At 75.6% G+C, this 21,767-nt stretch carries 21 protein-coding genes and 1 pseudogene; 14 read left to right on the top strand and 8 right to left on the bottom strand.

Annotated elements, in window-relative coordinates; genetic code table 11:
- Nucleotides 1-12 precede the first annotated feature (12 nt).
- The 3 genes from PGB27_RS02055 to PGB27_RS02045 all read right to left on the bottom strand — a co-directional run bounded on the left by PGB27_RS02055 (nt 13) and on the right by PGB27_RS02045 (nt 2,691).
- Nucleotides 13-675 (bottom strand): AmiS/UreI family transporter, encoded by a 663-nt coding sequence (locus tag PGB27_RS02055; RefSeq protein ID WP_274198666.1) that lies wholly within the window; start codon nt 673-675, stop codon nt 13-15.
- 66 nt (nt 676-741) lie between these two features.
- Nucleotides 742-978, bottom strand: coding sequence for an FmdB family zinc ribbon protein (locus tag PGB27_RS02050; protein ID WP_274198665.1), 237 nt, complete (start codon nt 976-978; stop codon nt 742-744).
- Nucleotides 979-1,167: 189 nt separating this feature from the next.
- On the bottom strand, nt 1,168-2,691 hold the full coding sequence (locus tag PGB27_RS02045; protein WP_274198664.1) for an RNA polymerase sigma factor: 1,524 nt from the start codon (nt 2,689-2,691) through the stop codon (nt 1,168-1,170).
- A 144-nt stretch (nt 2,692-2,835) separates the two neighbouring features.
- On the opposite strand from PGB27_RS02045, the gene PGB27_RS02040 reads away from it, so the two are divergent.
- A complete protein-coding gene (locus tag PGB27_RS02040; RefSeq protein ID WP_274198663.1) occupies nt 2,836-3,687 on the top strand; it encodes an inositol monophosphatase family protein in 852 nt (283 codons plus the stop codon).
- Here the strand turns inward: PGB27_RS02040 and cei are convergent.
- Nucleotides 3,684-4,307: an envelope integrity protein Cei gene (gene cei / locus PGB27_RS02035; protein ID WP_274198662.1), complete on the bottom strand. Its 624-nt coding sequence runs from the start codon at nt 4,305-4,307 to the stop codon at nt 3,684-3,686. The genes PGB27_RS02040 and cei overlap by 4 nt on opposite strands.
- A gap of 370 nt (nt 4,308-4,677) precedes the next feature.
- On the opposite strand from cei, the gene PGB27_RS02030 reads away from it, so the two are divergent.
- Nucleotides 4,678-4,980, top strand: coding sequence for a DUF4193 domain-containing protein (locus PGB27_RS02030; RefSeq protein ID WP_116706156.1), 303 nt, complete (start codon nt 4,678-4,680; stop codon nt 4,978-4,980).
- Nucleotides 4,981-5,004: 24 nt separating this feature from the next.
- On the opposite strand, the gene PGB27_RS02025 is transcribed toward PGB27_RS02030, so the two are convergent.
- Nucleotides 5,005-5,442: a DUF3093 domain-containing protein gene (locus PGB27_RS02025; protein ID WP_274198987.1), complete on the bottom strand. Its 438-nt coding sequence runs from the start codon at nt 5,440-5,442 to the stop codon at nt 5,005-5,007.
- A 73-nt stretch (nt 5,443-5,515) separates the two neighbouring features.
- Here PGB27_RS02025 and dut point away from each other — a divergent pair.
- From dut to PGB27_RS02005, 4 genes and pseudogenes are all read left to right on the top strand, one after another.
- Nucleotides 5,516-5,968: pseudogene (gene dut / locus PGB27_RS02020) on the top strand (dUTP diphosphatase); the annotation flags it as partial.
- A 172-nt stretch (nt 5,969-6,140) separates the two neighbouring features.
- A complete protein-coding gene (locus PGB27_RS02015) occupies nt 6,141-6,875 on the top strand; it encodes a DUF3710 domain-containing protein (RefSeq protein ID WP_274198661.1) in 735 nt (244 codons plus the stop codon).
- A gap of 121 nt (nt 6,876-6,996) precedes the next feature.
- Complete coding sequence (locus PGB27_RS02010) at nt 6,997-7,371, top strand: OB-fold nucleic acid binding domain-containing protein (RefSeq protein WP_274198660.1); 375 nt, start codon at nt 6,997-6,999, stop codon at nt 7,369-7,371.
- Nucleotides 7,372-7,602: 231 nt separating this feature from the next.
- Nucleotides 7,603-8,292, top strand: coding sequence for a DUF3159 domain-containing protein (locus tag PGB27_RS02005; protein ID WP_274198659.1), 690 nt, complete (start codon nt 7,603-7,605; stop codon nt 8,290-8,292).
- 41 nt (nt 8,293-8,333) lie between these two features.
- Here the strand turns inward: PGB27_RS02005 and PGB27_RS02000 are convergent, their stop codons facing one another.
- Entirely contained in the window at nt 8,334-9,002 is a 669-nt protein-coding gene (locus PGB27_RS02000) for a potassium channel family protein (protein WP_274198658.1), read from the bottom strand.
- 2 nt (nt 9,003-9,004) lie between these two features.
- Complete coding sequence (locus PGB27_RS01995; RefSeq protein WP_274198657.1) at nt 9,005-9,670, bottom strand: potassium channel family protein; 666 nt, start codon at nt 9,668-9,670, stop codon at nt 9,005-9,007.
- Between the two features lie 205 nt (nt 9,671-9,875).
- Between PGB27_RS01995 and PGB27_RS01990 the strand changes: the two genes are divergently transcribed.
- The 8 genes from PGB27_RS01990 (at nt 9,876) to PGB27_RS01955 (ending at nt 20,460) form a co-directional block, all read left to right on the top strand.
- Nucleotides 9,876-12,002, top strand: a complete 2,127-nt coding sequence (locus PGB27_RS01990) for an APC family permease (RefSeq protein WP_274198656.1) — start codon at nt 9,876-9,878, stop codon at nt 12,000-12,002.
- Nucleotides 11,999-13,249: a class I SAM-dependent RNA methyltransferase gene (locus PGB27_RS01985; protein WP_274198655.1), complete on the top strand. Its 1,251-nt coding sequence runs from the start codon at nt 11,999-12,001 to the stop codon at nt 13,247-13,249. Before PGB27_RS01990 ends, PGB27_RS01985 begins: the two co-directional genes overlap by 4 nt.
- 44 nt (nt 13,250-13,293) lie before the next feature.
- Nucleotides 13,294-14,475, top strand: coding sequence for an amidohydrolase family protein (locus PGB27_RS01980; RefSeq protein ID WP_274198654.1), 1,182 nt, complete (start codon nt 13,294-13,296; stop codon nt 14,473-14,475).
- On the top strand, nt 14,472-15,869 hold the full coding sequence (locus PGB27_RS01975; protein ID WP_274198653.1) for a M20 metallopeptidase family protein: 1,398 nt from the start codon (nt 14,472-14,474) through the stop codon (nt 15,867-15,869). Before PGB27_RS01980 ends, PGB27_RS01975 begins: the two co-directional genes overlap by 4 nt.
- Complete coding sequence (locus PGB27_RS01970) at nt 15,866-16,456, top strand: class I SAM-dependent methyltransferase (protein ID WP_274198652.1); 591 nt, start codon at nt 15,866-15,868, stop codon at nt 16,454-16,456. The genes PGB27_RS01975 and PGB27_RS01970 overlap by 4 nt, the downstream gene beginning before the upstream one ends.
- A 93-nt stretch (nt 16,457-16,549) precedes the next feature.
- Nucleotides 16,550-18,538, top strand: coding sequence for a 1-deoxy-D-xylulose-5-phosphate synthase (gene dxs, locus PGB27_RS01965; RefSeq protein WP_274198651.1), 1,989 nt, complete (start codon nt 16,550-16,552; stop codon nt 18,536-18,538).
- A gap of 52 nt (nt 18,539-18,590) precedes the next feature.
- Entirely contained in the window at nt 18,591-19,262 is a 672-nt protein-coding gene (locus PGB27_RS01960; protein WP_274198650.1) for a response regulator transcription factor, read from the top strand.
- Between the two features lie 55 nt (nt 19,263-19,317).
- Nucleotides 19,318-20,460, top strand: a complete 1,143-nt coding sequence (locus tag PGB27_RS01955) for a sensor histidine kinase (RefSeq protein ID WP_274198649.1) — start codon at nt 19,318-19,320, stop codon at nt 20,458-20,460.
- On the opposite strand, the gene PGB27_RS01950 is transcribed toward PGB27_RS01955, so the two are convergent.
- The gene (locus PGB27_RS01950; protein WP_408629988.1) at nt 20,448-21,737 is read right to left on the bottom strand and encodes an HRDC domain-containing protein; all 1,290 of its coding nucleotides are present in this window, start codon (nt 21,735-21,737) and stop codon (nt 20,448-20,450) included. The genes PGB27_RS01955 and PGB27_RS01950 overlap by 13 nt on opposite strands.
- Nucleotides 21,738-21,767 lie beyond the last annotated feature (30 nt).

Genomic DNA, 21,767 nt, shown 5'->3' with positions numbered 1-21,767 from the left:
ACGGAGCCGGGATCAGGTCCGGCTGTAGGTCTGGTCGGGGGTCTCGACGGGCGCCGGACCGCCCTCGCCGGCCCTCGCCGTCCGTCGCCCGGGCGGGCGCAGCGTCGGCAGGAGGACGAGCGCCATGACGACCGCGATGGCCCCGAGCACGATCGCGGTGACAGCGGTGGCGGGCCACTGACCGGTCAGCAGCAGGAACCCGGGGATCGCGGCGGTCACCCAGGCCTCGATGAGCGTGACCCAGCCCGTGTACCGGGTCAGGGCCTCACGCTTCAGCCCCAGCACGAGGAAGAACAAGGTCCACAGGAAGGCCCACATCAGCCAGATCACGCCGAAGGGCAGGTTGTCGAGCAGCGCGAAGTTCACGTACGAGTAGCCGACCGCCGCGATGGCCACGAACAGCGAGAACCAGCCGACGCCGGTGGTGTCGAGGTCGCCGAGCAGGCCGATGCCGACGTAGAGGTAGGTGAAACCGAAGAGGTACAGGCCGGACGCCTGGAGGATCGTGTCGGGGTCGCCGTTCGCCGTGAAGATCAGGAACGTCGGGGTGACGACCTGGAGCGTCCCGACGAACAGGTTCATGATGGCCGCGGCCTTGGGCTCGATGAAGCCGAGGAGCAGCAGTCCGTTCACGAACAGGACCGCGCCGACGTAGAACAGACCGGTAGCTGCCACTGGTGGGCCCTCCCTGGGCGAGGACGTCCGGCCGACGGGGGGCCGCCGGGCCGCCCGCACGTCCGATCAGCGACGCGTCGTGCCCGAGGCGCGCGTGACGACCTCGGGTTCGTCGCGGCTGGCTTCCTCCCGCGCGAGCGCCGAGCGCAGCGCGGGGTTCATCCCTGCGAGGCGTGGAGCCGTCCACGCTCGCGGTGAGGGCGCAGCGCAGCGTGGGCACTCCACGCGCTCCGGTGCCTCACCCATCGGGCGGATCTCGTCGAAGGCGCCGCAGGCGGGACAGCGGTAGGCGTACGTGGCCATCGCGTCCTCCTCGACACCGTTGCCGCGCGAACGCGGGGGATGGTGCGGGGTGGCGAGGCCGCGGCCGAGGGCCGAAGGTCCCGGATCCCGACCTCGTCCGGCCCGGGCGCGGGACCGCCGCGTGTGGACGGTGCACGCACGACGACGGCCCCCGAGCCGGAGCTCGGGGGCCGTCGGTGCGTCCGGGACCTAGTCCAGGTAGTCGCGCAGGACCTGCGAGCGCGAGGGGTGGCGCAGCTTCGACATCGTCTTCGACTCGATCTGGCGGATGCGCTCACGCGTCACGCCGTAGACCTGACCGATCTCGTCGAGGGTGCGCGGCTGGCCGTCGGTGAGGCCGAAGCGCAGGCGGACCACGCCGGCCTCGCGCTCCGAGAGCGTCGCGAGGACCGACTGCAGCTGGTCCTGCAGCAGGGTGAACGACACGGCGTCGACCGCGACGACCGCCTCGGAGTCCTCGATGAAGTCGCCGAGCTGGGAGTCGCCCTCGTCGCCGATGGTCTGGTCGAGGCTGATGGGCTCCCGGGCGTACTGCTGGATCTCCAGCACCTTGTCCGGGGTGATGTCCATCTCCTTGGCCAGCTCCTCCGGGGTGGGCTCGCGGCCCAGGTCCTGGAGCAGCTCGCGCTGGATGCGACCGAGCTTGTTGATGACCTCGACCATGTGCACCGGGATGCGGATGGTGCGCGCCTGGTCGGCCATCGCGCGGGTGATGGCCTGGCGGATCCACCACGTCGCGTAGGTCGAGAACTTGTAGCCCTTGGTGTAGTCGAACTTCTCGACCGCACGGATCAGACCGAGGTTGCCCTCCTGGATGAGGTCCAGGAACGCCATGCCGCGGCCGGTGTAGCGCTTGGCCAGCGAGACCACGAGGCGGAGGTTCGCCTCGAGCAGGTGGGACTTGGCGCGCTCGCCGTCACGGACGATCCACCGCAGGTCGCGCCGCATCTGCGTCGCGAGCTCCTGCTGCGCCTCGGCGACCTTGCGCAGCCGCTCGGAGGCGTAGAGACCGGCCTCGATGCGCTTGGCGAGCTCGACCTCCTCCTCGGCGTTGAGCAGCGCCACCTTGCCGATCTGCTTGAGGTAGGCGCGGACCGAGTCGGCGGACGCGGTGAGCTCGGCGTCCTTGCGCGCCTGGCGCAGCGCCTCCGACTCCTCCTCGTCCCAGACGAAGTCGCCGGACTTCTTGTCCTCCTCGGTGGGCTCCTCGGTCTCGACCTCGGCGGCCTCGACCACCTCGGCGCCGAGCACCACCACGTCCTCGGTGAGCTCGGAGGCCGCGGCCTCGAGCTCGGAACCCTCGAGCCCCTCGAGGTCCGCGCCCTCGGGACCGTCGGCGGCGTCGATCTCCTCGGCGCTCTCGACACCCTCGGGGGCGTCGCCCTTCGTCTTGGCGGCCGCGCCCTTGCCCTTGGCCGGCGCCTTCTTCCCGCCCTTGGCCGAGCGCGTCGCCTTCTTCGCCGGCGCCTCCGGGGCGTCGTCAGGAGCGGCGACGACACCGACCGGGCCGCCCGCAGCGGCGGCGTCGGTGTCGGCGGCGTCGGTGACGCGGCGTCGGGTTGCGGACTTTGCGGCTGCCACAGACGACCTTTCGTGACGAACGGCTGAACGGCGACGGGATCGACGACCGGGGTCGCCGGGTGGACACCCGGACGCGGGACGACGTCGAGGGCCCCGGTACCTCCCGGTGAACCGTCTCGGCTCGTGCTCCATTGTAACGAGCGGGACGGCCCGTCGTCGCACCTCTCGCTCGCGCCCCGCCCGCGACCTGCCCCGACGTCCCTGCGGAATCGATTCCGAGCCCCCCGTCGACGACCGCGGAGCGCGATCACCGGGCGGTGACCTGCACGTCGTCGCGTGGACACCCACCTGTGGTCGGATGCGGCGGTGGAGCACCCCGATCCCACCGTCCTGGAGGACCTCGCGGTCGCCGTGGCCGCCGAGACCGCCGCGCTGGCCCTCGAGGTCCGCGAGCGCGTCGTGGGCCGCGACCGCCTCGACACCAAGAGCTCCGCCACCGACGTCGTCACCGAGGGCGACACGGCCTGCGAGGCGCTGGTGCGCGAGCGGCTCGCGGCGGCGCGCCCGGACGACCTCGTGCTCGGCGAGGAGGGCGGCACCTCCGGCACGCCCGCGCCGGGCCAGGTGCGCTGGGTCGTCGACCCCATCGACGGCACCGTCAACTACACCCACGGGCTGCCGTGGTTCTCGGTGTCGCTCGGCGCCGAGGTGGACGGGCAGGTGGTGGCCGGCGCGGTCGTCGAGCCGGTCTCGGGTCGCGTGTGGCGCGCGGCCCGCGGGCACGGGGCGCACCGCGACGGCGAGCCGCTGCGGGTCTCGTCCCTCGAGGACCTGTCGCTGGCCGTCGTCGGCACCGGCCTGGGCTACGACCCCGGCCGCCGGAGCCGGCAGGCGGCGGTGCTGGCGCGCATCGCGGCGCGGATCGGCGACGTCCGGCGCACCGGCTGCGCGTCGCTGGACCTGTGCGCGGTCGCCGCCGGGTGGCTCGACGGCTTCTACGAGCACGGCCTGCACCCGTGGGACCACGCCGCGGGCGGGCTCATCGCGCAGGAGGCGGGCGCGGTCGTGCGGCTGCCCGGCGCGGACCCCGACGGGCTCGGCGAGGCGGCGACCGTCGTCGCGGCCCCGGCGCTCGCGGGCCCGCTGACCGCGCTGCTCGTCGCCGAGGGCGCGGGCGGGATCGGCTAGCTGCTGCAGTCCACCGACCGCAGCGCGGAGAGCGTCGCGGCGTCCGGCACCGGCGCGGGCGCGCCCGAGCCGTCGGTGGCCGTCTGGCGCGAGAGCGCGCGCAGGGCCTCGGTGACGGGCTGCGGCGGGGCGATGTCGCGGAAGTCGTCGCCGAGCGCGAGGTCGACCTCGCTGCCGGAGCGCCGGTCGGCGACGAGCTCGGCGCACGGCACGACGAGGCTCAGCGTGCGCGCGGCCGCCGCCCCCTCGGGGCCGTAGCGGATCTGGCCCACGCAGGAGAGGTCCTGGGCGGGGTAGAGCGGGTCGTTGTCCGGCGGGGCGGCCTCGGCGATCCCCAGCTCGCCGAGCTCGGCGGCCGCCAGCTGGGCCTGGCCGCGGGTGCCGGCGCCGTTGAGCACCTTGACCCGCACGTCACCCGGGGCCGCGGCGGCCTGGTCGTCGAGCGCGTCCGTCGCCTGCGGCGCGCCGGCGCCGGGCACCGGCGAGGTGTTGCAGGTGGTCACCGAGCCCGCGGTGGAGTTGGTGAACACCACCGTCCACGTCACGATGCTCGCCACCGCGAGCACCACCACCAGCACCGTCGCCGGGACGAGGTTGCGCCGCCGGTAGACCTCCCGCACCCGCGAGGTCCCCGCCCTGAACGTGCCGACCAACCGACGCCCCTCCCGACCACTGCCCGTGTCCGCGCCAGGGTAGTGGGGCCGGACACCCGGGCGGCGGCTGCCGCAGCACCCCGCACGACGACGCGGTGCGGCGGGTCACGATCCCGACACCCTCCCGGGGTCGGCTGACCGCGCGGGGTCACGTGGGTTACCCTCCCGCCGCTCCGCAGCCGCGCGGACGTCCGCCTCGTCCGTGCCGTGGGACCCCTGGGTGAGACCCGGGTCACTTTCCGGGTCCGGCACAAACGGTCGCCGTCCCGCGTTGTGCTGCCGCACGACCGAGATGGGACCGGCAGGAAACCGGGCAAGACCGAGGGTGGGACACGCTATGGCGACCGACTACGACGCCCCGCGCCGCAACGAGACCGACGAGATGGGCGAGGACTCCCTCGAGGAGCTCAAGGCCCGGCGCAACGAAGCGCAGTCCGCCGCCGTCGACGTCGACGAGACCGACACCGCCGAGAGCTTCGAGCTCCCGGGTGCCGACCTCTCCGGCGAGGAACTGACGGTCCGCGTGCTGCCCAAGCAGGCCGATGAGTTCACCTGCGGGAGCTGCTTCCTCGTCCACCACCGCAGCCGGCTGGCGGACCAGCGCGGCGGCATGTTCATCTGCCGCGACTGCGCCGCCTGATGGCCGCTCCAAGGCGCTCCGGGGTCACCTGAGGGCCGCGATGAGCTGCTCCGGACGGCGGGTCGAGACGACCCAGTAGGGCACGGGGTCGTCCGGGTCGAGCACCTCGATCCGGACGGCCGGCCCGACCCACGGCCGGTGCAGGACGAACGCCTCGGGGTCGAGCTGGGGGCCGAGGGCCTCCCGCTTGGCCTCGCCGCGCACGACGTCCACCTGCCCGATCTGCGCCAGCGGCAGGCGGGCGTCGCCCGCGCACAGCGCGCCGCCCTCGACGGTGACGCGCACGCGCCCCAGCCACACGAGCAGCACCACGGCCAGGGGCAGCAGCAGGACGTAGGGCAGCCACGAGCGCACGCCGGGGTAGCCCATGTGCAGCTCCGCGGCGAGCAGGCCCGCGATCAGCAGTCCCGGTGGCCACCACCACCAGGGCAGGACGAGGCGCTCGCTGAACCGGGCCGGCATCGGCGGGCCCGCGTCGGATCCCGGTGAGGGCCGCGGGGAGCTCACGACACCCAGAGTAGTCTCGCCCGCCGTGGTGCAGGTCGACATCGTCCGCCTCGACCCGGGGCTGCCCGTGCCGTCCCGGGCCCGTCCCGGCGACGCCGGCGCAGATCTGGCCGCCGCCCGCGACGTGGCGCTGGCGCCCGGCGAGCGGGCGCTGGTGGGCACCGGCGTCGCGCTGGTGCTGCCCGAGGGCTACGCCGCCTTCGTCGTGCCGCGCTCGGGTCTGGCCGTCCGCGAGGGTCTGGGCCTGCTCAACGCCCCGGGCACGGTCGACGCCGGCTACCGGGGCGAGGTCATGGTGTGCCTGGTCAACCACGACCCGTCGCGGACGGTCACCGTCCGGCGCGGCGACCGCATCGCCCAGCTCGTGGTCCAGCGGGTCGAGGACGCCGTCTTCCGGGTGCTCGAGGGTGTCGACGACCTCGAGACGCTCGCCACCGTCGCGCCGTCGGCACGCGGGGCGGGGGGCTTCGGGTCGACCGGGGTGGCTTCGCCGGCCGGCTGTGCGGAGCTGGACCCTGCGGTCGGGACACGCAGCGCAGCGGAGCTGGACCCCGCAGCCGGGACACGGAGCGCAGCGGAGCTGGACCCCGCAGCCGGGACACGCAGCGGAGCGGAGCTGGACCCCGCAGTCGGGACGGAAGGAGACAGCAGTCGTGGCCGATGACGTGCGCGGGGGGCGCCACCGGCACCGCGCCGGGCGGGTCGCGCAGGTGTCCGTGGCCGCCGAGCCCGCGGGCCGGCGCCACCACCAGCGACAGGGCCCGTGGGACGCCGAGGACGCGCCGCGCGACGGCCGCCTGCGCCTCGACCTCGGGTCGGTGCAGCTCCCCGTGCCGCGGGGCGCCCGTCTCAAGGCCGAGCCGGACCCGTCCGGGCCGCTGCGGGCGGTGCACGCGATGGTGCCCGAGGGCCGGCTGACGGTCAGCGCCTTCGCCGCCCCGCGCACCGGCGGGCTGTGGCCCGAGCTCGTCGAGGAGCTCGCCGCCCAGCTGCAGAAGGAGGGCGCGACGATCCGTCGTGACCGGGGGGAGTGGGGCCGCGAGCTCGTGGCCCGCAACGGCGACACCGTGGCCCGCGTCATCGGCGTCGAGGGCCCGCGCTGGATGCTGCGCGGCGTCGGCACCGGGCCGGTCCAGCACGCGCTCAAGCTGCACGGGATGCTGCGGGAGATGCTGCGGGGCACGGTCGTCGCGCGCTCCTCGGACCCGCTGCCGGTGCGCTCGCTGCTGCCGCTCGTCGTGCCCGAGGACGTGCCCGAGGAGTTCGCGGACTCGCTGGTCGAGTCGATGCCGACCAAGCCGCGCCAGATCACCCGCCCCGAGGGCCCGGTGATCCCGATGATGCTGCCCCAGCGCGCCGGGGCGGGGACCTCGCCGGGGCGCAGCTGACCCGGGTGCCGAAGCGCGGGACGGGCATACCGAACGGCCCCGACTCGTTTATCATTCAGACGTCCGCGGCCGAGGGTGCCCGCTCGGGGCGCTCTCCGCGGGGTCGCACAGGAGCGCTGCCATGACCGCCGAGACCGGATTCCTGCGTCGCATGGTCCGTCGGCTCACCTCCGACGTCGGCGACCTCGACGCCGACGACCTGTCCGCCGAGGCGGTGCGCTCGGGCTGCGACCGGGCGTGCGACTCGAGCACCGGCGAGGCGGTGACCGTCAAGGGTCGCCTGCGCTCGGTGGAGATCTGTCCGCGCGGCTCGGTCGCCACGCTCGAGGCCGAGCTGTTCGACGGCACCGACGGCGTCACCCTCGTCTGGATGGGCCGGCGCCGGATCCCCGGTATCGAGCCGGGCCGCACGGTCCGGGCGAGCGGGCGGGTGGCCGTCCGCGACGGCCGCAAGGTCATCTACAACCCCTACTACGAGCTGCAGCTCGCCCACTGACCCCGGCCCGCGCCGGCGGTCGTACCGTGGCGGGCACCGGCCGCCGGCCGTCGCGGGCACCCCGAGGGTGGACCCGCCGTCCCCCGGGAGATCGCCATCCGACCCGAGACGCGCTCCTCGCCGAACCCCGAGCGCCGCCCCGACGACGAGGTCGATCCCCCGACCGGCCCGGTCGACCTCCGGCGCGCGGACCCGCCCACGCAGGACTTCGCGCCTCCCGGGGACCCCGGGGTGGCCGGCGAGCCCCAGCAGCCCGAGGACGAGGCCCCCGCGCCCCGCACGCCCACGCTGCTCGACCAGATGGGCGGGCTCTCGGGGATCGTCTCCTCGGGCGTGCCCGTCGTGGTGTTCGTCGTGGTGCAGGCGATCACCGGCATCCTCGTCGCGTCGATCGTCGCGGCGGTCGTGTCCGCGGTCGCCGTGGCCGCCTGGCGGCTGGTGCGCGGCGAGGCCGTGCAGCCGGCGCTCTCGGGCCTGCTCGGCGTCGCGGTCTGCGCGTTCGTGGCCTGGCGCACCGGCGAGGCCCGGGGGTTCTTCCTGCTCGGGATCTGGACGAGCCTCGTCTACGGCGGGGTCTTCCTGCTCTCGGTGCTCGTGCGCCGGCCGCTGGTCGGCGTGATCTGGCACCTCGTCAACGGCGAGGGCCAGGACTGGCGGCGCGACCCGCGGATCGTGCGCGCCTACGACATCGCCTCGCTGGCGTGGGTGGCCGTGTTCGCCGCGCGGTTCGTCGTCCAGCGCTGGCTCTACGACTCCGTCTACGCCGACACGTGGCTCGGCTGGGTCCGCATCGCCATGGGTGTGCCGCTCGCCGCCCTCGCCGCCGCCGTCACCGTCTGGGCCATCCGGCGCAGCCGCCAGGCCGCGGCGGACGCTCCGGCCGACGGGCGTCGGAGATCGACGCGGAGTTCGCGCGCCTAGAAGCAGCGAACAGGGCGTTCGCTGCTGAATCGGGGCGCCGGCTACTCCTCGGGCTCGCCCTTGAGGACGCGCTGGATCTCCGCCTCGACGTCCTCGCCCGCGACGAACATCATCTCGTCGCCGGGCTCGATGGGGTCGTCGGGCTGCGGGACGATGACCCGCCCGCCGCGCAGGATCGCGACGAGCGCGGCCTCGCGGGGCAGCGGGACCTCGCGGACGGCGCGCCCGGCGAGCGGGGTGTTGGCGGGCAGCGTGACCTCGACGAGGTTCGCCGTGCCCTGACGCAGGGTCAGCAGGCGCACGAGGTCGCCGACCGAGACGGCCTCCTCGACCATCGCGGCGAGCATGCGCGGGGTGGAGACGGCGACGTCGATGCCCCAGGCGTCGTTGAACAGCCACTCGTTGCGCGGGTCGTTGACGCGCGCCACGACCCGCCGGACCGCGAACTCGGTCTTCGCGAGCAGCGAGACGACGAGGTTGACCTTGTCGTCCCCGGTCGCCGCGATGACGACGTCGCACCCCTGCAGGCGCGCCTCCTCGAGCGAGGCGAGCTCGCAGGCGTCGGCGTGCACCCACTCGGCCTGCGGCACGGCCTCCGGCTCGACGTGGGCGAGGTCGCGCTCGATGAGCATGACCTCGTGGTCGGCCTCGACGAGCTCGGCGGCGATGGAGCGCCCGACCGCCCCGGCCCCCGCCACGGTCACACGCATCGCTACTCCGCCCTCTCCGGCGAGGCCGCCGCGGCGGCCGTGACCGCGGCGACGGTCCCGCTGACCGCCGCCGCGTAGACGACGTCCTCGGCCTGCAGGACGGTCTCGGTGGTGGTGAGCAGCCCGGTGCCGAAGCGCACGATGAACGCGACCCGGCTGCCGGTGGCCTCCTCGAGCTCGGTGACGGGCCGGCCCGCCCAGTCCTCGTGGAAGTGCAGCTGCATGATCGCGACGGTGCCCGAGGGGTCGCGCCAGGCGGTGGCCACGCCGTCGGGCAGCAGCATGCGCAGCAGCCGGTCGGTGGTCCACGGCACGGTGGCGACGGTCGGGATGCCGAGCCGCTCGTAGACGGCGGCGCGCTTGGCGTCGTAGATGCGGGCCACGACCTGCCCGACGCCGAACGTCTCGCGGGCCACCCGCGCGGCGATGATGTTGGAGTTGTCGCCGGAGGAGACCGCGGCGAACGCCTCGGCTCGGTGGATGCCCGCCGCCGTCAGCGTCTCGCGGTCGAAGCCGGTGCCGACGACCTCCTGGCCGTGGAAGTCGCTGCCGAGGCGCCGGAACGCCTGGGGGTCGCGGTCGATGACGGCCACGCCGTGGCCGAGCCGCTCGAGGGCGAGCGCGAGGGACGACCCCACGCGCCCGCAGCCCATCACGACGATGTGCACCGCGTCATCCCCGCCATGTCGTCCCCGTCATCGTGTGCCTCCCCGACTCGCGCCCACCGTGCCCACGGCGGCGACGTGTTCCGGTGTACCCCGTGAGCGGTGCGCACCGTATCGCCCGGCGTGCCCGCCGGAGTCGTCACCGGGCCGCGTCACGGCAGGCCACGTCGGCTGCGCCACCACGTCGCGACGCGCCTACGCTTTCCTCGTGTCCAAGCTCGCCACGGCGACCAAGCGCCTCGTGCTCGGTCTGCCGTTCCGCAGCGACGCACTGCAGGGCACCCTGCTGCGCAAGCGGATCGCCCTCCCGGTGTTCGCCTCCGACGCCCTGTCGTCGGTGGCGTACGCCCCGCAGGAGGTGCTGATCACCCTGTCGCTGGCCGGGCTCGGCGCCTACGCGCTCTCGCCCTGGGTCGGCGTCGCGGTCGTCGTCGTGCTCGCGACGGTGATCGTGAGCTACCGGCAGAACGTGCACGCCTACCCGTCGGGCGGCGGCGACTACGAGATCGCGACGGTCAACCTCGGCCGCTACGCCGGGCTCACCGTCGCGAGCGCCCTGCTCGTCGACTACACGCTCACCGTGGCCGTGTCGGTGTCCTCGGCGGCGGACAACCTCGGCGCGCTCATCCCGTTCGTCGGCGACCACAAGGTCCTCTTCGCCGTGGCCGCGATCCTCGTGCTCACCGCGATCAACCTGCGCGGGGTGCGCGAGTCCGGCGTGACGTTCGCGATCCCCACCTACTGCTTCATCGTCTGCATGGTCGGGATGATCGTCTGGGGCGTGGCGCAGCTGGCCCTCGGCGACGACCTCGTCGCCCCGAGCGCCGGGTTCGGCGTCCTGCCCGAGGGCGGCGGCGACTCCACCGACGACCTCACCCAGCTCGCCCTGGTCTTCCTCGTGCTGCGCTCCTTCACCCAGGGCTGCGCGGCCCTGACCGGTGTCGAGGCCATCAGCAACGGCGTGCCGGCCTTCCGCAAGCCCAAGTCCCGCAACGCCGCCACGACGCTCGCGCTGCTCGGGCTCATCGCGGTGTTCCTGTTCTCCGGGATGATCTACCTGGCCCGCGCGTCGGGCGTCGTCATGGCCGAGCGGCCCGCGGAGCAGCTCGTCGGGGCCCCGGCGGACTACCGGCAGGAGACGCTGGTCGCGCAGATCGCGCGCACGGTGTTCGACGGCTTCCCGCCGGGCTTCTGGGCGGTCACGATCTTCACCGCCCTCATCCTCGTGCTGGCGGCCAACACCGCGTTCAACGGCTTCCCGGTGCTCGGCTCGATCCTCGCCCAGGACCGCTACCTGCCCCGCCAGCTGCACACCCGCGGCGACCGGCTGGCGTTCTCCAACGGCATCCTCTTCCTCGCCTTCTTCGCGATCGTGCTCGTCGTCGGGTTCGGCGCCGAGGTCACCGCGCTGATCCCGCTGTACACGGTCGGCGTGTTCGTCTCGTTCACGCTGTCCCAGACCGGGATGGTGCGGCACTGGACGCGCCTGCTGCGCACGGAGACCGACGCGGGGGAGCAGGCGCGGCTGCGGCGCTCGCGGTGGGTCAGCGGGTTCGGCACGGCCATGACCGGCACGGTGCTGCTCGTGGTGCTCGTCACCAAGTTCGTGGTCGGCGCCTGGATCGCGATCGTCGCCGGGGGGCTCGCGTTCCTCATGATGCTGGCGATCCGCCGGCACTACGACCGGGTCAGCGAGGAGATCGCCGCCCCGGAGGTGATGACCAGCACGCTGCCCAGCCGCAACCACGCGGTCGTGCTGGTCTCGCGGCTGCACATGCCGACGCTGCGCGCCGTCGCCTACGCCCGCGCGACCCGGCCGGACGTGCTGGAGGCACTGACGGTCAACGTCGACGACGGCGACACCCGCGCGCTGGTCGCGGAGTGGGAGAAGCGGGACATCCCGGTGCCGCTCAAGGTCGTCGAGTCGCCCTACCGGGAGATCACCAAGCCGATCCTGCAGTACGTCAAGCGGATCCGGACCGACAACCCGCGCGACGTGGTGACGGTGTTCATCCCGGAGTACGTGCTGGGCCGCTGGTGGGAGCAGCTGCTGCACAACCAGAGTGCGCTGCGCCTCAAGGGGCGGCTGCTGTTCCAGCCCGGGGTGATGGTGGTCAGCGTGCCGTGGCAGCTGGAGTCGTCGAAGCGCGCCGCCGCGCGCCGTCCGCCGGGGGCGCCCGGGTCGGCGCGCCGCGGCTACGAGCCCCCGACCGGGGGCGCGCCGGCGGCGGCCGCGCCCGCCCCGCCGCCGAACCCCGCCGCGACCGAGCCCGGTCGTCCCGCCCGCCCGGCCCGCGCCGGCGGCCGCGACGAGACCCCGGTGCGGCCCCGATGAGCGCGGTGGGCTCGCCCGGCGAGGCCCTGGACTGGACCGACCGCCTCCTCGAGGTCGACGTCGGCCCGGTGGCGCACGGCGGGCACTGCGTGGCGCGCCACGAGGGCCGGGTCGTGTTCGTGCGGCACGCGCTGCCCGGCGAGCGGGTGCGGGTGGTGGTCACCGAGGACAACGGCGGATCGTTCTGCCGCGCCGACGCCGTGGGCGTGCTCGAGGCCTCGCCGGACCGCGTCGAGCCGGCGTGCGCCTGGGCCGGGCCCGGCGGCTGCGGCGGCTGCGACTGGCAGCACGCGACGCCGGCCGCCCAGCGCCGGCTCAAGGCGGCCGTCGTCGCCGAGCAGCTGGCGCGCCTGGCCGGGATCGAGCGCGAGGTCACCGTCGAGGAGCTGCCCGGCGGGCCGCTGGACTGGCGCACGCGGATGCGGATGGCGGTCACCGACGACGGTCGCCCCGGCCTGCGGGTGCACCGCAGTCACGAGGTGCTGCCCGTCGGCGACTGCCCGATCGCCGCGCCCGGCGCCCTGCTGCCGGTGCTGGAGCGGGCGTGGACGCCGACCGCGGAGGTCGAGGTGGTCCGCGACGCCGAGGGCGAGGTGCACGCGGCCGAGCTGTTCGAGGGCGCCCGGCACCCCGAGATCGGCAGCGACACCGCCCACGAGCGGGCCGCCGGGCGCACCTGGGCGCTGCCGCCGGCCGCGTTCTGGCAGGTCCACCCGCACGCCGCGGACGCCGTGGTCGACGCCGTGGTGGAGGGCGTCGGCGACCTCGCGCCGGGCGCGTGTGCCTGGGACCTCTACGGCGGCGCGGGGCTCATCGCCGCCCCGCTCGCCGAGCGCGTCGGGCCCGAGGGCCGGGTGGTGCTCGTGGAGAGCGACCCCGACGCCACGGCGGCGGCGGGGGCGTGCCTCGCCGACCTGCCCGCCGTGCAGGTGGTGCGCAGCCGGGTGGAGAAGGTGCTGGGCGACGGCGGGAAGCGGAGCTCGACCCGTGGAGGCAGCTCGCTGCCCGGGCCGCCGGACGTCATCGTGGCCGACCCGCCGCGCAAGGGCCTGGGGCGCGGCCTGGCCGGGCAGCTCGCGGAGCAGGGCGCCGCGCGCATCGTCCTCGTCGCCTGCGACCCGGCCGCGCTCGCCCGCGACGTCGCCGCCCTCGCCGAGCACGGCTACCGCCTGGACGCGCTGCGCGCGTTCGACGCCTTCCCGATGACCCACCACGTCGAATGCGTCGCAACGCTGCTCGCGGCGTGAGCCCCTCCGGTACACAGGACCCGGCGGCGTCGAGGGAGTCACCGGTGAGCGGCAGCCTGGTCAGCGCGGGGCTCGTGCCCGCCGGCCCCGTGAGCTTCCTCGACGGGATCCGGCTGGTCGACCACCACTGCCACAGCGTCGTCGCCGGCCCGCTCGACCGGGCGGGGTTCGAGGCGCTGCTCACCGAGGGCGCGGGGCCCGCCGCGGGCACGAGCAGCTTCGACTCGGCGCTGGGGTTCTCGGTGCGCCGCTGGTGCGCGCCCGCGCTGGACCTCCCGGCCCACGTCGCGCCCGACGACTACCTCACCCGGCGCGCCGAGCTCGGCCCCGAGGAGGTCACCAAGCGCTTCCTGGGCGGCGCGGGGGTGGGCGCGGTGCTCGTCGACCACGGGTTCGCCGCCGACGGGTTGCTGTCCCCGACGGAGCTCGGGGCCAGGGCGGGCGCCTCGGTCGGCGAGGTCGTGCGCCTGGAGGCGGTGGCCGAGGCGGTCGCCGATGCCGGGGTGTCGGCCGCCGACTACGGCGACGCGGTGGCCGCCGAGGTGGCCGCGCGCACGGCCGAGGGGCGTCACCCCGTGCCCGTGGCCTGCAAGAGCGTGCTCGCCTACCGCGCGGGGCTCGACGTCGACCCGACCCGTCCCGGGCCCGCCGAGGTGGAGCAGGCCGCCGACGGCTGGCTGCGCCGGCGCGCCACCACCGGCGAGCCCCTGCGCGATCCCGTGCTGCTGCGCCACGGGCTCTGGGCGGGCCTGGACACCGGGCTGCCGCTGCAGCTGCACACCGGCTTCGGCGACCGCGACGAGGACCTGCACCGCGCCAACCCCGCCCTGCTCGTGGGCCTGGCCCGCCTCGTCGAGCCGCTGGGCGTGCCGCTGATGCTGCTGCACTGCTACCCCTACCACCGCGAGGCGGCGTGGCTGGCCCAGGTGTTCTCGGTGGTGCACGTCGACGTGGGCCTCGCCGTCCCCTACGTCGGCCCGCGGGCGGCGACGATCGTGACCGAGCTGCTCGAGCTGGCGCCCTACGGCAAGGTGCTCTACTCCTCGGACGCCTTCGGGCTCCCGGAGCTGCACCTGCTGGGGGCCCTGCGCTTCCGGTCGGCGCTGGGTGGTCTATTGGAGCACCTCTGCGCGACCGACGAGCTCGCGCCCGCCGACGCCGAACGGGTGGCCACCATGATCGGTACCGACAACGCACGCCGGGTCTACGGGCGGATGCCGGCATGACCCGGCCGGTCGCCGCCGTCCCGACCTCGCAGGTCGACCCGGCCCTGCGGGCGGCGCTCGACGCCGAGCTGGACGCGGCGGTGGCGCTGCGGCACGCGCTGCACCGGGACCCGCGCCTGTCCGGTGACGAGGCCGACAGCCGCGACCTGGTGCTCGACGCGGTCGCCGACCTGGTGCCCGTGAGCGCCGTCGGCGAGCCCGTCGCCGGCACGGGCACCATGCTGCGCCTCGGCCCGCCCGCGACCGCCGGCGTGCCCGCGGTCGCCGTGCGCGCCGAGCTCGACGCCCTGCCCGTCGTCGAGCGCACCGGCCTGCCCTTCAGCGCCACCGGCCGCGCGGCGCACGTCTGCGGCCACGACGTGCACGTCGCCGCGCTGGTGGCGGTCGTGCGGGCGCTGGCCCGGGTCGGCGGCGACCGCGTGCCCGCCCCGCTGCTCGCGGTGTTCCAGCCCCGCGAGGAGAAGGCCCCCTCGGGCGCGGCCGACGTCGCCGCGGACCCGGGGTTCGTCGCGCACCGGGTCGGGGCGGTGCTCGGCGTGCACGTCCAGCCCGAGCTGCCGCGCGGCACGGTGTCGGTGCGCGGGGGACCCGTGAACGCGTCCGCCGACGAGATCGAGATCGAGGTGCACGGCCGCGGCGGGCACGGCGGCTACCCGCACCGCACCCGCGACCCCGTGCTGGCGCTGGCGCAGGTGGTCGCGAGCGTGCACCACATCGTGTCCCGCCGCGTCGACCCCATGACGGCCGGGGTGATCACGATCGGGCAGGTGGAGGCCGGGTCGGCGCCCAACGTCGTGCCCGAGACCGCCACCGCCCGCGGCACGGTCCGCGCCCTCGACGCCGATCGCGACGAGCTGCTCGCCGCGGTGCGCGAGGTCGTCGAGGGCACCGCCCGCGCGTACGGCTGCGAGGCGACGCTGACCGTCGTCCCCAACGAGCCCGCCGTCGTCAACGACGAGGCCCTGGCGCGGACGGTGGCCCGGGCGCTGGGGCCCCGGCGCGTCGACGACCGGGCCGACGGGGACGGCCACGCCGAACCGGGTCCCACCGGACTCGTGCTCGACACCACGTTCCGGTCCTGCGGCGCCGACGACTTCTCCCACTACGGTGAGGTGCTGCCGACGCTGATGCTGTTCGTCGGCACCACCGCGGCCGGGACCACCCCCGGTAGCGGGCCGGGCCTGCACCACCCCGAGTTCTCCCCGGACGACGCGATGGTCGGCGAGGTGGCACGGGCCCTGCTCGCCGCCGTCACCGCCGCGGGCGCCGCCCTGGCCGCGCCGGCCGACGGCACCGTCGAGACCACGGCGGCCACCACCCCAGCACCACACCCCGGGCCGACCCCCGGGCCCGTGCCCGCCGCCCCACCGCACCCCGGAGCCGAGTCACCGTGACCGAGATCCAGGCGTTCGCCCGCGAGTTCCTCCGCGACCCGTTCAACGTCGCGTCCCTCGTCCCCAGCTTCGCCCCCCTGTGCCGCCAGGCCGCCGCGCCCCTGCCCGAGACCGGCGACCCGGTCGTGCTCGACCTCGGGGCGGGCACCGGCCAGGTCACCGACGTCATCCAGGAGCGGCTGCACGGCCGCGGCCGCCACATCGCCGTCGAGTTCAACCCGCGGATGGCGGCCGTGCTCGCGGAGCGCCACCCCAAGGTCGAGGTGATCTGCGACGACGCCCACGCCGTCGTCGACCGCCTCCTGGCCGAGGGCGTGCGCACCGACCTCGCCGTCTCCGGCCTGCCCTGGCTCGCGACCGCACCGCGCCGCGGCCGCTCGATCTTCGAGCCGCTGGCCCGGCTCACCGCGCCCGGCGGGGCGGTGACGCAGCTCGCGCACGCCTGGATCCGGTTCTTCCCCGACGCCCGGAAGGTGCAGCGCAACCTCGAGGCGAACTTCGAGGAGGTCATCGTCTCGCGCACCGTGTTCGCGAACATCCCGCCGGCCGTGGTGTACGTCGCCCGGCGTCCCCGCCTCCACGACTGATCGCGGACTGCGGGCGCGGCGCGCGTCCGTAGACTGGCGCGCCGAAGCAGTGGCGTCCTCCTGACGCACTCCGCCGGCGAGCCGAGGTGACCCGTGACGTTGCTGGACCGTGTACGCACCCCCGCGGAGCTGCGCGGACTCGACGAGGACGAGGTCGTCGCCCTCGCCGGTGAGATCCGTGCGTTCCTCGTGGACAAGGTGTGCCGCACGGGCGGGCACCTGGGGCCGAACCTCGGTGTGGTGGAGCTGACGCTCGCGCTGCACCGGGTGTTCGACTCGCCCCGCGACGCGCTGATCTTCGACACGGGCCACCAGAGCTACGTGCACAAGATCCTCACCGGCCGGGCCGGGGCGTTCGACGGGCTGCGCCAGCGCGACGGCCTCTCGGGCTACCCGAGCCGGTCGGAGAGCGAGCACGACCTGGTCGAGAACTCCCACGCCTCGACGGCCCTGTCGTGGGCCGACGGGCTGGCGAAGGCCGACGCCCTCACCGGGCGCGACCGCTCGGTGGTGGCCGTCGTCGGCGACGGCGCCCTCACCGGCGGCATGGCGTGGGAGGCGCTGAACAACATCGCTGCCGCCCCCGACCGTCCCGTCGTCATCGTCGTCAACGACAATGGCCGCTCGTACTCGCCGACGATCGGCGGGCTGTCGCGCAAGCTGACCTCGCTGCGCCTGCTGCCGCGCTACGAACAGGTGCTCGAGCACGGCAAGCGCGCGGTGCAGGGCCTGCCGGTGGTCGGGTCGACGCTGTACTCGGCGCTGCACGCGGCGAAGGCCGGGGTGAAGGACGCGCTCTCCCCGCAGCCACTCTTCGCCGACCTCGGGCTCAAGTACCTCGGCCCCGTCGACGGCCACGACGTGGCCGCCATGGAGCACGCCCTGCGCAGCGCCCGCGACTTCGGGGGGCCGGTCGTCGTGCACGCCGTGACGGCCAAGGGCCGCGGGTTCGCGCCGGCCGAGGCCGACGAGGCCGACCTCATGCACTCCCCGGGGCCCCTCGACCCCGGCACCGGCCTGCCGGTCGGGCCGAAGCCCCGGGACTGGACCTCGGTGTTCACCGAGTCGATGCTCGAGCTCGGCCGCGAGCGCTCCGACGTCGTCGCGATCACCGCGGCGATGGGCGGCCCGACCGGGCTCGCGGCGTTCGGCGAGGCCTACCCCGAGCGGCTGTTCGACGTCGGCATCGCCGAGCAGCACGCGGTGACCTCGGCGGCCGGGCTCGCCGCCGGCGGGCTGCACCCGGTCGTCGCGATCTACTCGACGTTCCTCAACCGCGCGTTCGACCAGCTGCTCATGGACGTCGCGCTGCACCGCGCCCCGGTGACGATCGCGCTGGACCGCGCCGGGGTCACCGGCAGCGACGGCGCGAGCCACAACGGGATGTGGGACCTCTCGATCCTCGGGATCGTGCCCGGCCTGCGGGTCGCCGCGCCCCGCGACGCGGTGACGCTGCGCGAGGAGCTGCGCGAGGCCGTCGCCGTCGACGACGGGCCGACGGCACTGCGCTGGTCGAAGGGCGCGGTGCCGGCGTCGGTGCCCGCGCTGCGCACGCTGGGCCCGGCGAGCGGCCCGGGCCGCGTGGACGTCCTCGCCGAGCCGCAGCGGCCCTCGCTCGCCGCGCCCCGGCCCACCGCGGTCGAGCGCCTGCCCGACGCCGCGCTGCCCGAGGTCCCCGACGTCCTGCTCGTCTGCGTCGGCGCGTTCGGCGAGCTCGGCGTGCAGGCGGCCGAGCGGCTCACGGCGCAGGGGGTCGGCGTCACGGTCGTCGACCCGCGCTGGGTCCAGCCGGTGCCCGAGGCGTTGCGGACGCTCGCCGGCGAGCACCGCCTGGTCGTCACCGTCGAGGACGGCGGGCGCCACGGCGGCGTGGGCTCGGCGCTGGCCGACGCGCTCTCCCAGGACGGGGTCGAGGTGCCGGTGCGCCGGCTCGCGCTCGACCAGGAGTTCCTCGCGCACGCCTCGCGCGGCCAGGTGCTCGCGGCGGCGGGGCTCACCGACGCGGACGTCGCCCGGCGCATCACCGAGTGGGTCTCGGGGCGCGAGACGCTGACCGTCCCGGACGCGGATCTCGCACGCTGACCTGGGCTTCCTCTCAGCGATCGCTCAGGTGAGCTGTGGCACCGTGGAGGGCGTGCGAGTACTGATCGTGGAGGACGAGCAGGCCCTGGCGGACGCACTGGCGCGGGGCCTGCGCCGCGAGGGGATGGCCGTCGACGTCGCGTACGACGGCGACGAGGGCAGCGAGAAGGTCGGCGTCACGCGCTACGACGTGGTCGTGCTCGACCGCGACCTGCCGGGGCGCTCCGGCGACGAGCTGTGCGCCGAGATCGTCGGCGGGGTCACCCGCGTCATCATGCTCACCGCGAGCGGCACGCTGCGCGACAAGGTGGAGGGCCTCGCGCTCGGCGCGGACGACTACCTGCCCAAGCCCTTCGACTTCCCCGAGCTCGTGGCGCGCCTGCGCGCCCTCGGCCGGCGCGCCACCCCGGCGGTCCCGCCGGTGCTGCGCGCCGCCGACGTCGTGCTCGACCCGGCCAAGCGCACGGTGACCCGCGGCGGCACCACCCTCGAGCTCACCCGCAAGGAGTTCGGGGTGCTCGAGGTGCTCATGGCCGCGCGCGGCGCCGTCGTCAGCTCCGAGGAGCTGCTCGAGCGCGTGTGGGACGAGAACGCCGACCCGTTCACGACGACGGTGCGGGTCACCGTCATGACCCTGCGCAAGAAGCTCGGCGAGCCCGGCATCATCGACACCGTCGTGGGCTCGGGCTACCGCGTGCCGGCCGAGGCGCCCGCCGCCGTCTGAGCCTCCCGCCCGGGTGCTCACCGGGGCCTCTCGGGGCACGCCGTAGCGTCGTCCCGTGTCCACCGCGTCGCCCGTCTCGCGCCGTGGCCCGGGCCTGCGCCTCCGGCTGACGCTGCTCGCGACCGGGCTGGTGGCCGTGGTGGCGGTGCTGCTGGTCTGGCTCGGCTGGGTGCTGGTCGGCGAGGTGGTCGCCGCGGTGCCCCAGCTGCCGCCGGACACGCCGGTCATGGTCGACGGGGTGCGCGTGCCGGCCGGGGAGCTCGCGGAGGCGCTCGGTGAGGCGGCCCGCGTCGAGGTGCTGCGCATCGGGTCGCTGGCGTTCGCGATGGTCGTCGTCGCCGCGGCGCTGATCTCGTGGGTGACCGTGCGGCGGGTGCTGCGCCCGCTGCACGACGTCACGGCGACGGCGCGGCGCCTGTCCGCCGAGTCCCTCGACGCCCGCATCGGGCTGACCGGCCCGCGGGACGAGGTCGCCGAGCTCGCGGCCACGTTCGACGCGATGCTCGACCGGCTGCAGGCGGCGTTCGACGCCCAGCAGCGGTTCGTGGCCAACGCGAGCCACGAGCTGCGGACCCCGCTCGCGGTGCTGCGCACCGAGGTCGACGTGACCCTCGCCGACCCGGACGCCGACGTCGCCGAGCTGCGGCGCATGGGCGAGGTCATCCGCGACGCCACGCGCCGCGCCGAGGACCTCGTCGCCGGCCTGCTGCTGCTCGCCCGCACCGAGGCCGCCGACGCCGTGCCGCGTGACCCCGTCGACCTCGCCGAGACCGTGCCCGGCGCGCTGGACGCCGTGCGCGCGGAGGCCCGCGACCGGAACCTGACCGTGCACACCGAGCTCGCGCCGGCCGGGGTGGCGGGCGACGCCGCGCTGCTCGGGCGGGTGGCGGGGAACCTGCTCGAGAACGCCGTGCGCCACAACGTGGAGGGCGGCTGGCTCGCCGTGCGCACGCGCGTCGACGACGGGCACGCCGTGCTCTCGGTGTCGTCGTCGGGGCCCGTGGTGGCGCCCGGGATGGTCGCCGAGCTCTTCGAGCCCTTCCGCCGCGGCGCCGGACGCACCGGCAGCGGCACGGGCCTGGGACTGTCGATCGTGCGTGCCGTGGCCCGGGCACACGGCGGGCGCGCGGTCGCCGAGCCGGTCGCGGGCGGCGGGCTCACCGTCGACGTGGTGCTGCCGCGGGCTCAGGACTCCTGAGGGGCCGCGGGCTCCGGCGGCAGGGCGTGCAGCGCCTCGGCCAGCAGCGGGGCGGTCAGCTCCGCCTGCCACGGCCGCGCGCCGAGGTCGCGCAGCGCGGCGGCGACCACGTCGGGCTCGAGCACCGCGGGCGGGGACCAGCACAGGCGGCGCACGAGGTCGGGCGTCACGAGGTTCTCGACCGGCGTGCCGGTGCGCTCGGACAGCCCGGCGAGGGCCGACCGGGCGGCGGCGAGGCGGGCGGCCGCGGCCGGGTCCTTGTCGCCCCAGCGGTGCGCGGGCGGTGGGCCGTCCTGGGCCGGCGCGGACGACGGCCACCCCGACTTCGGCAGCGCGCGGGCCCGGGTGATCGCCGACCACCAGCGGTCGGCGAGGCGGCGCTGGGCGCGGCCGCGGAAGACGGGCATGCCGACGAGCTCGTCGCGGGCGGCGGGCTCCCGCAGCGCCGCGTCGACGATCGCCGCGTCGGGCAGGAGCCGGCCGGGCGCGACGTCGCGGGTGGCGGCGAGCTCGTCGCGGGAGCCCCACAGCTCGCGGACCACGGCGAGCTGCGCGGGCCGGCGGACCTTGTGCAGGCCGGAGGTGCGCCGCCACGGCTCGGCGCGCGGCGGCGGGGGAGGGGCGAGGCGCACGGCCTCGAACTCCTGCTCCGCCCAGGCGGTCTTGCCGTGGCGCTCGAGGTCGGCGGCCACGGCGTCGCGCAGCTCGACGAGCAGCTCGACGTCGAGCGCGGCGTAGGTGAGCCACTCCGCGGGCAGCGGGCGGCGGGACCAGTCGGCGGCGCCGTGGCCCTTCTGCAGCCGCACGCCCAGCAGGTGCTCGGTCAGCGGGCCGAGCCCGACGCGCGGGTAGCCGACGAGGCGCCCGGCGAGCTCGGTGTCGAACAGCGAGTCGGGGTACATGCCGACCTCGGCGAGGCACGCGAGGTCCTGCGAGGCCGCGTGCAGCACCCACTCGACGCCGCGCAGGGCCTCATCGAGCACCCGGAGGTCGCCGCCGCAGGCGATCGGGTCGACGAGCACGGTGCCCGCGCCCTCGCGGCGCAGCTGCACCAGGTAGGCGCGGGCCGAGTAGCGGTAGCCCGACGCCCGCTCGGCGTCCACGGCCACGGGACCCGTTCCGCCGGCCAGCGAGGCCGCTGCGTCCGAGAGTGCGCGCGCGTCGGTGACGAGCGGGGGAACGCCCTCGGCCGGTTCGAGCAGGTCGACCACCGCCGGGTCGTCGTGCGCGACCTCGGCGGGCTGTGTCGGCTCGCTCGGCGAGGGATCGGGGGCCACGGACGCAGGAGTGTGCCCGCCGGCACCCCG

The sequence above is a fragment of the Actinomycetospora lemnae genome (assembly GCF_028737315.1).
Taxonomy (GTDB): domain Bacteria; phylum Actinomycetota; class Actinomycetes; order Mycobacteriales; family Pseudonocardiaceae; genus Actinomycetospora; species Actinomycetospora lemnae.
Note: the sequence above shows the minus strand (reverse complement) of the source record. Positions and strands in the feature narration are given on the sequence as shown.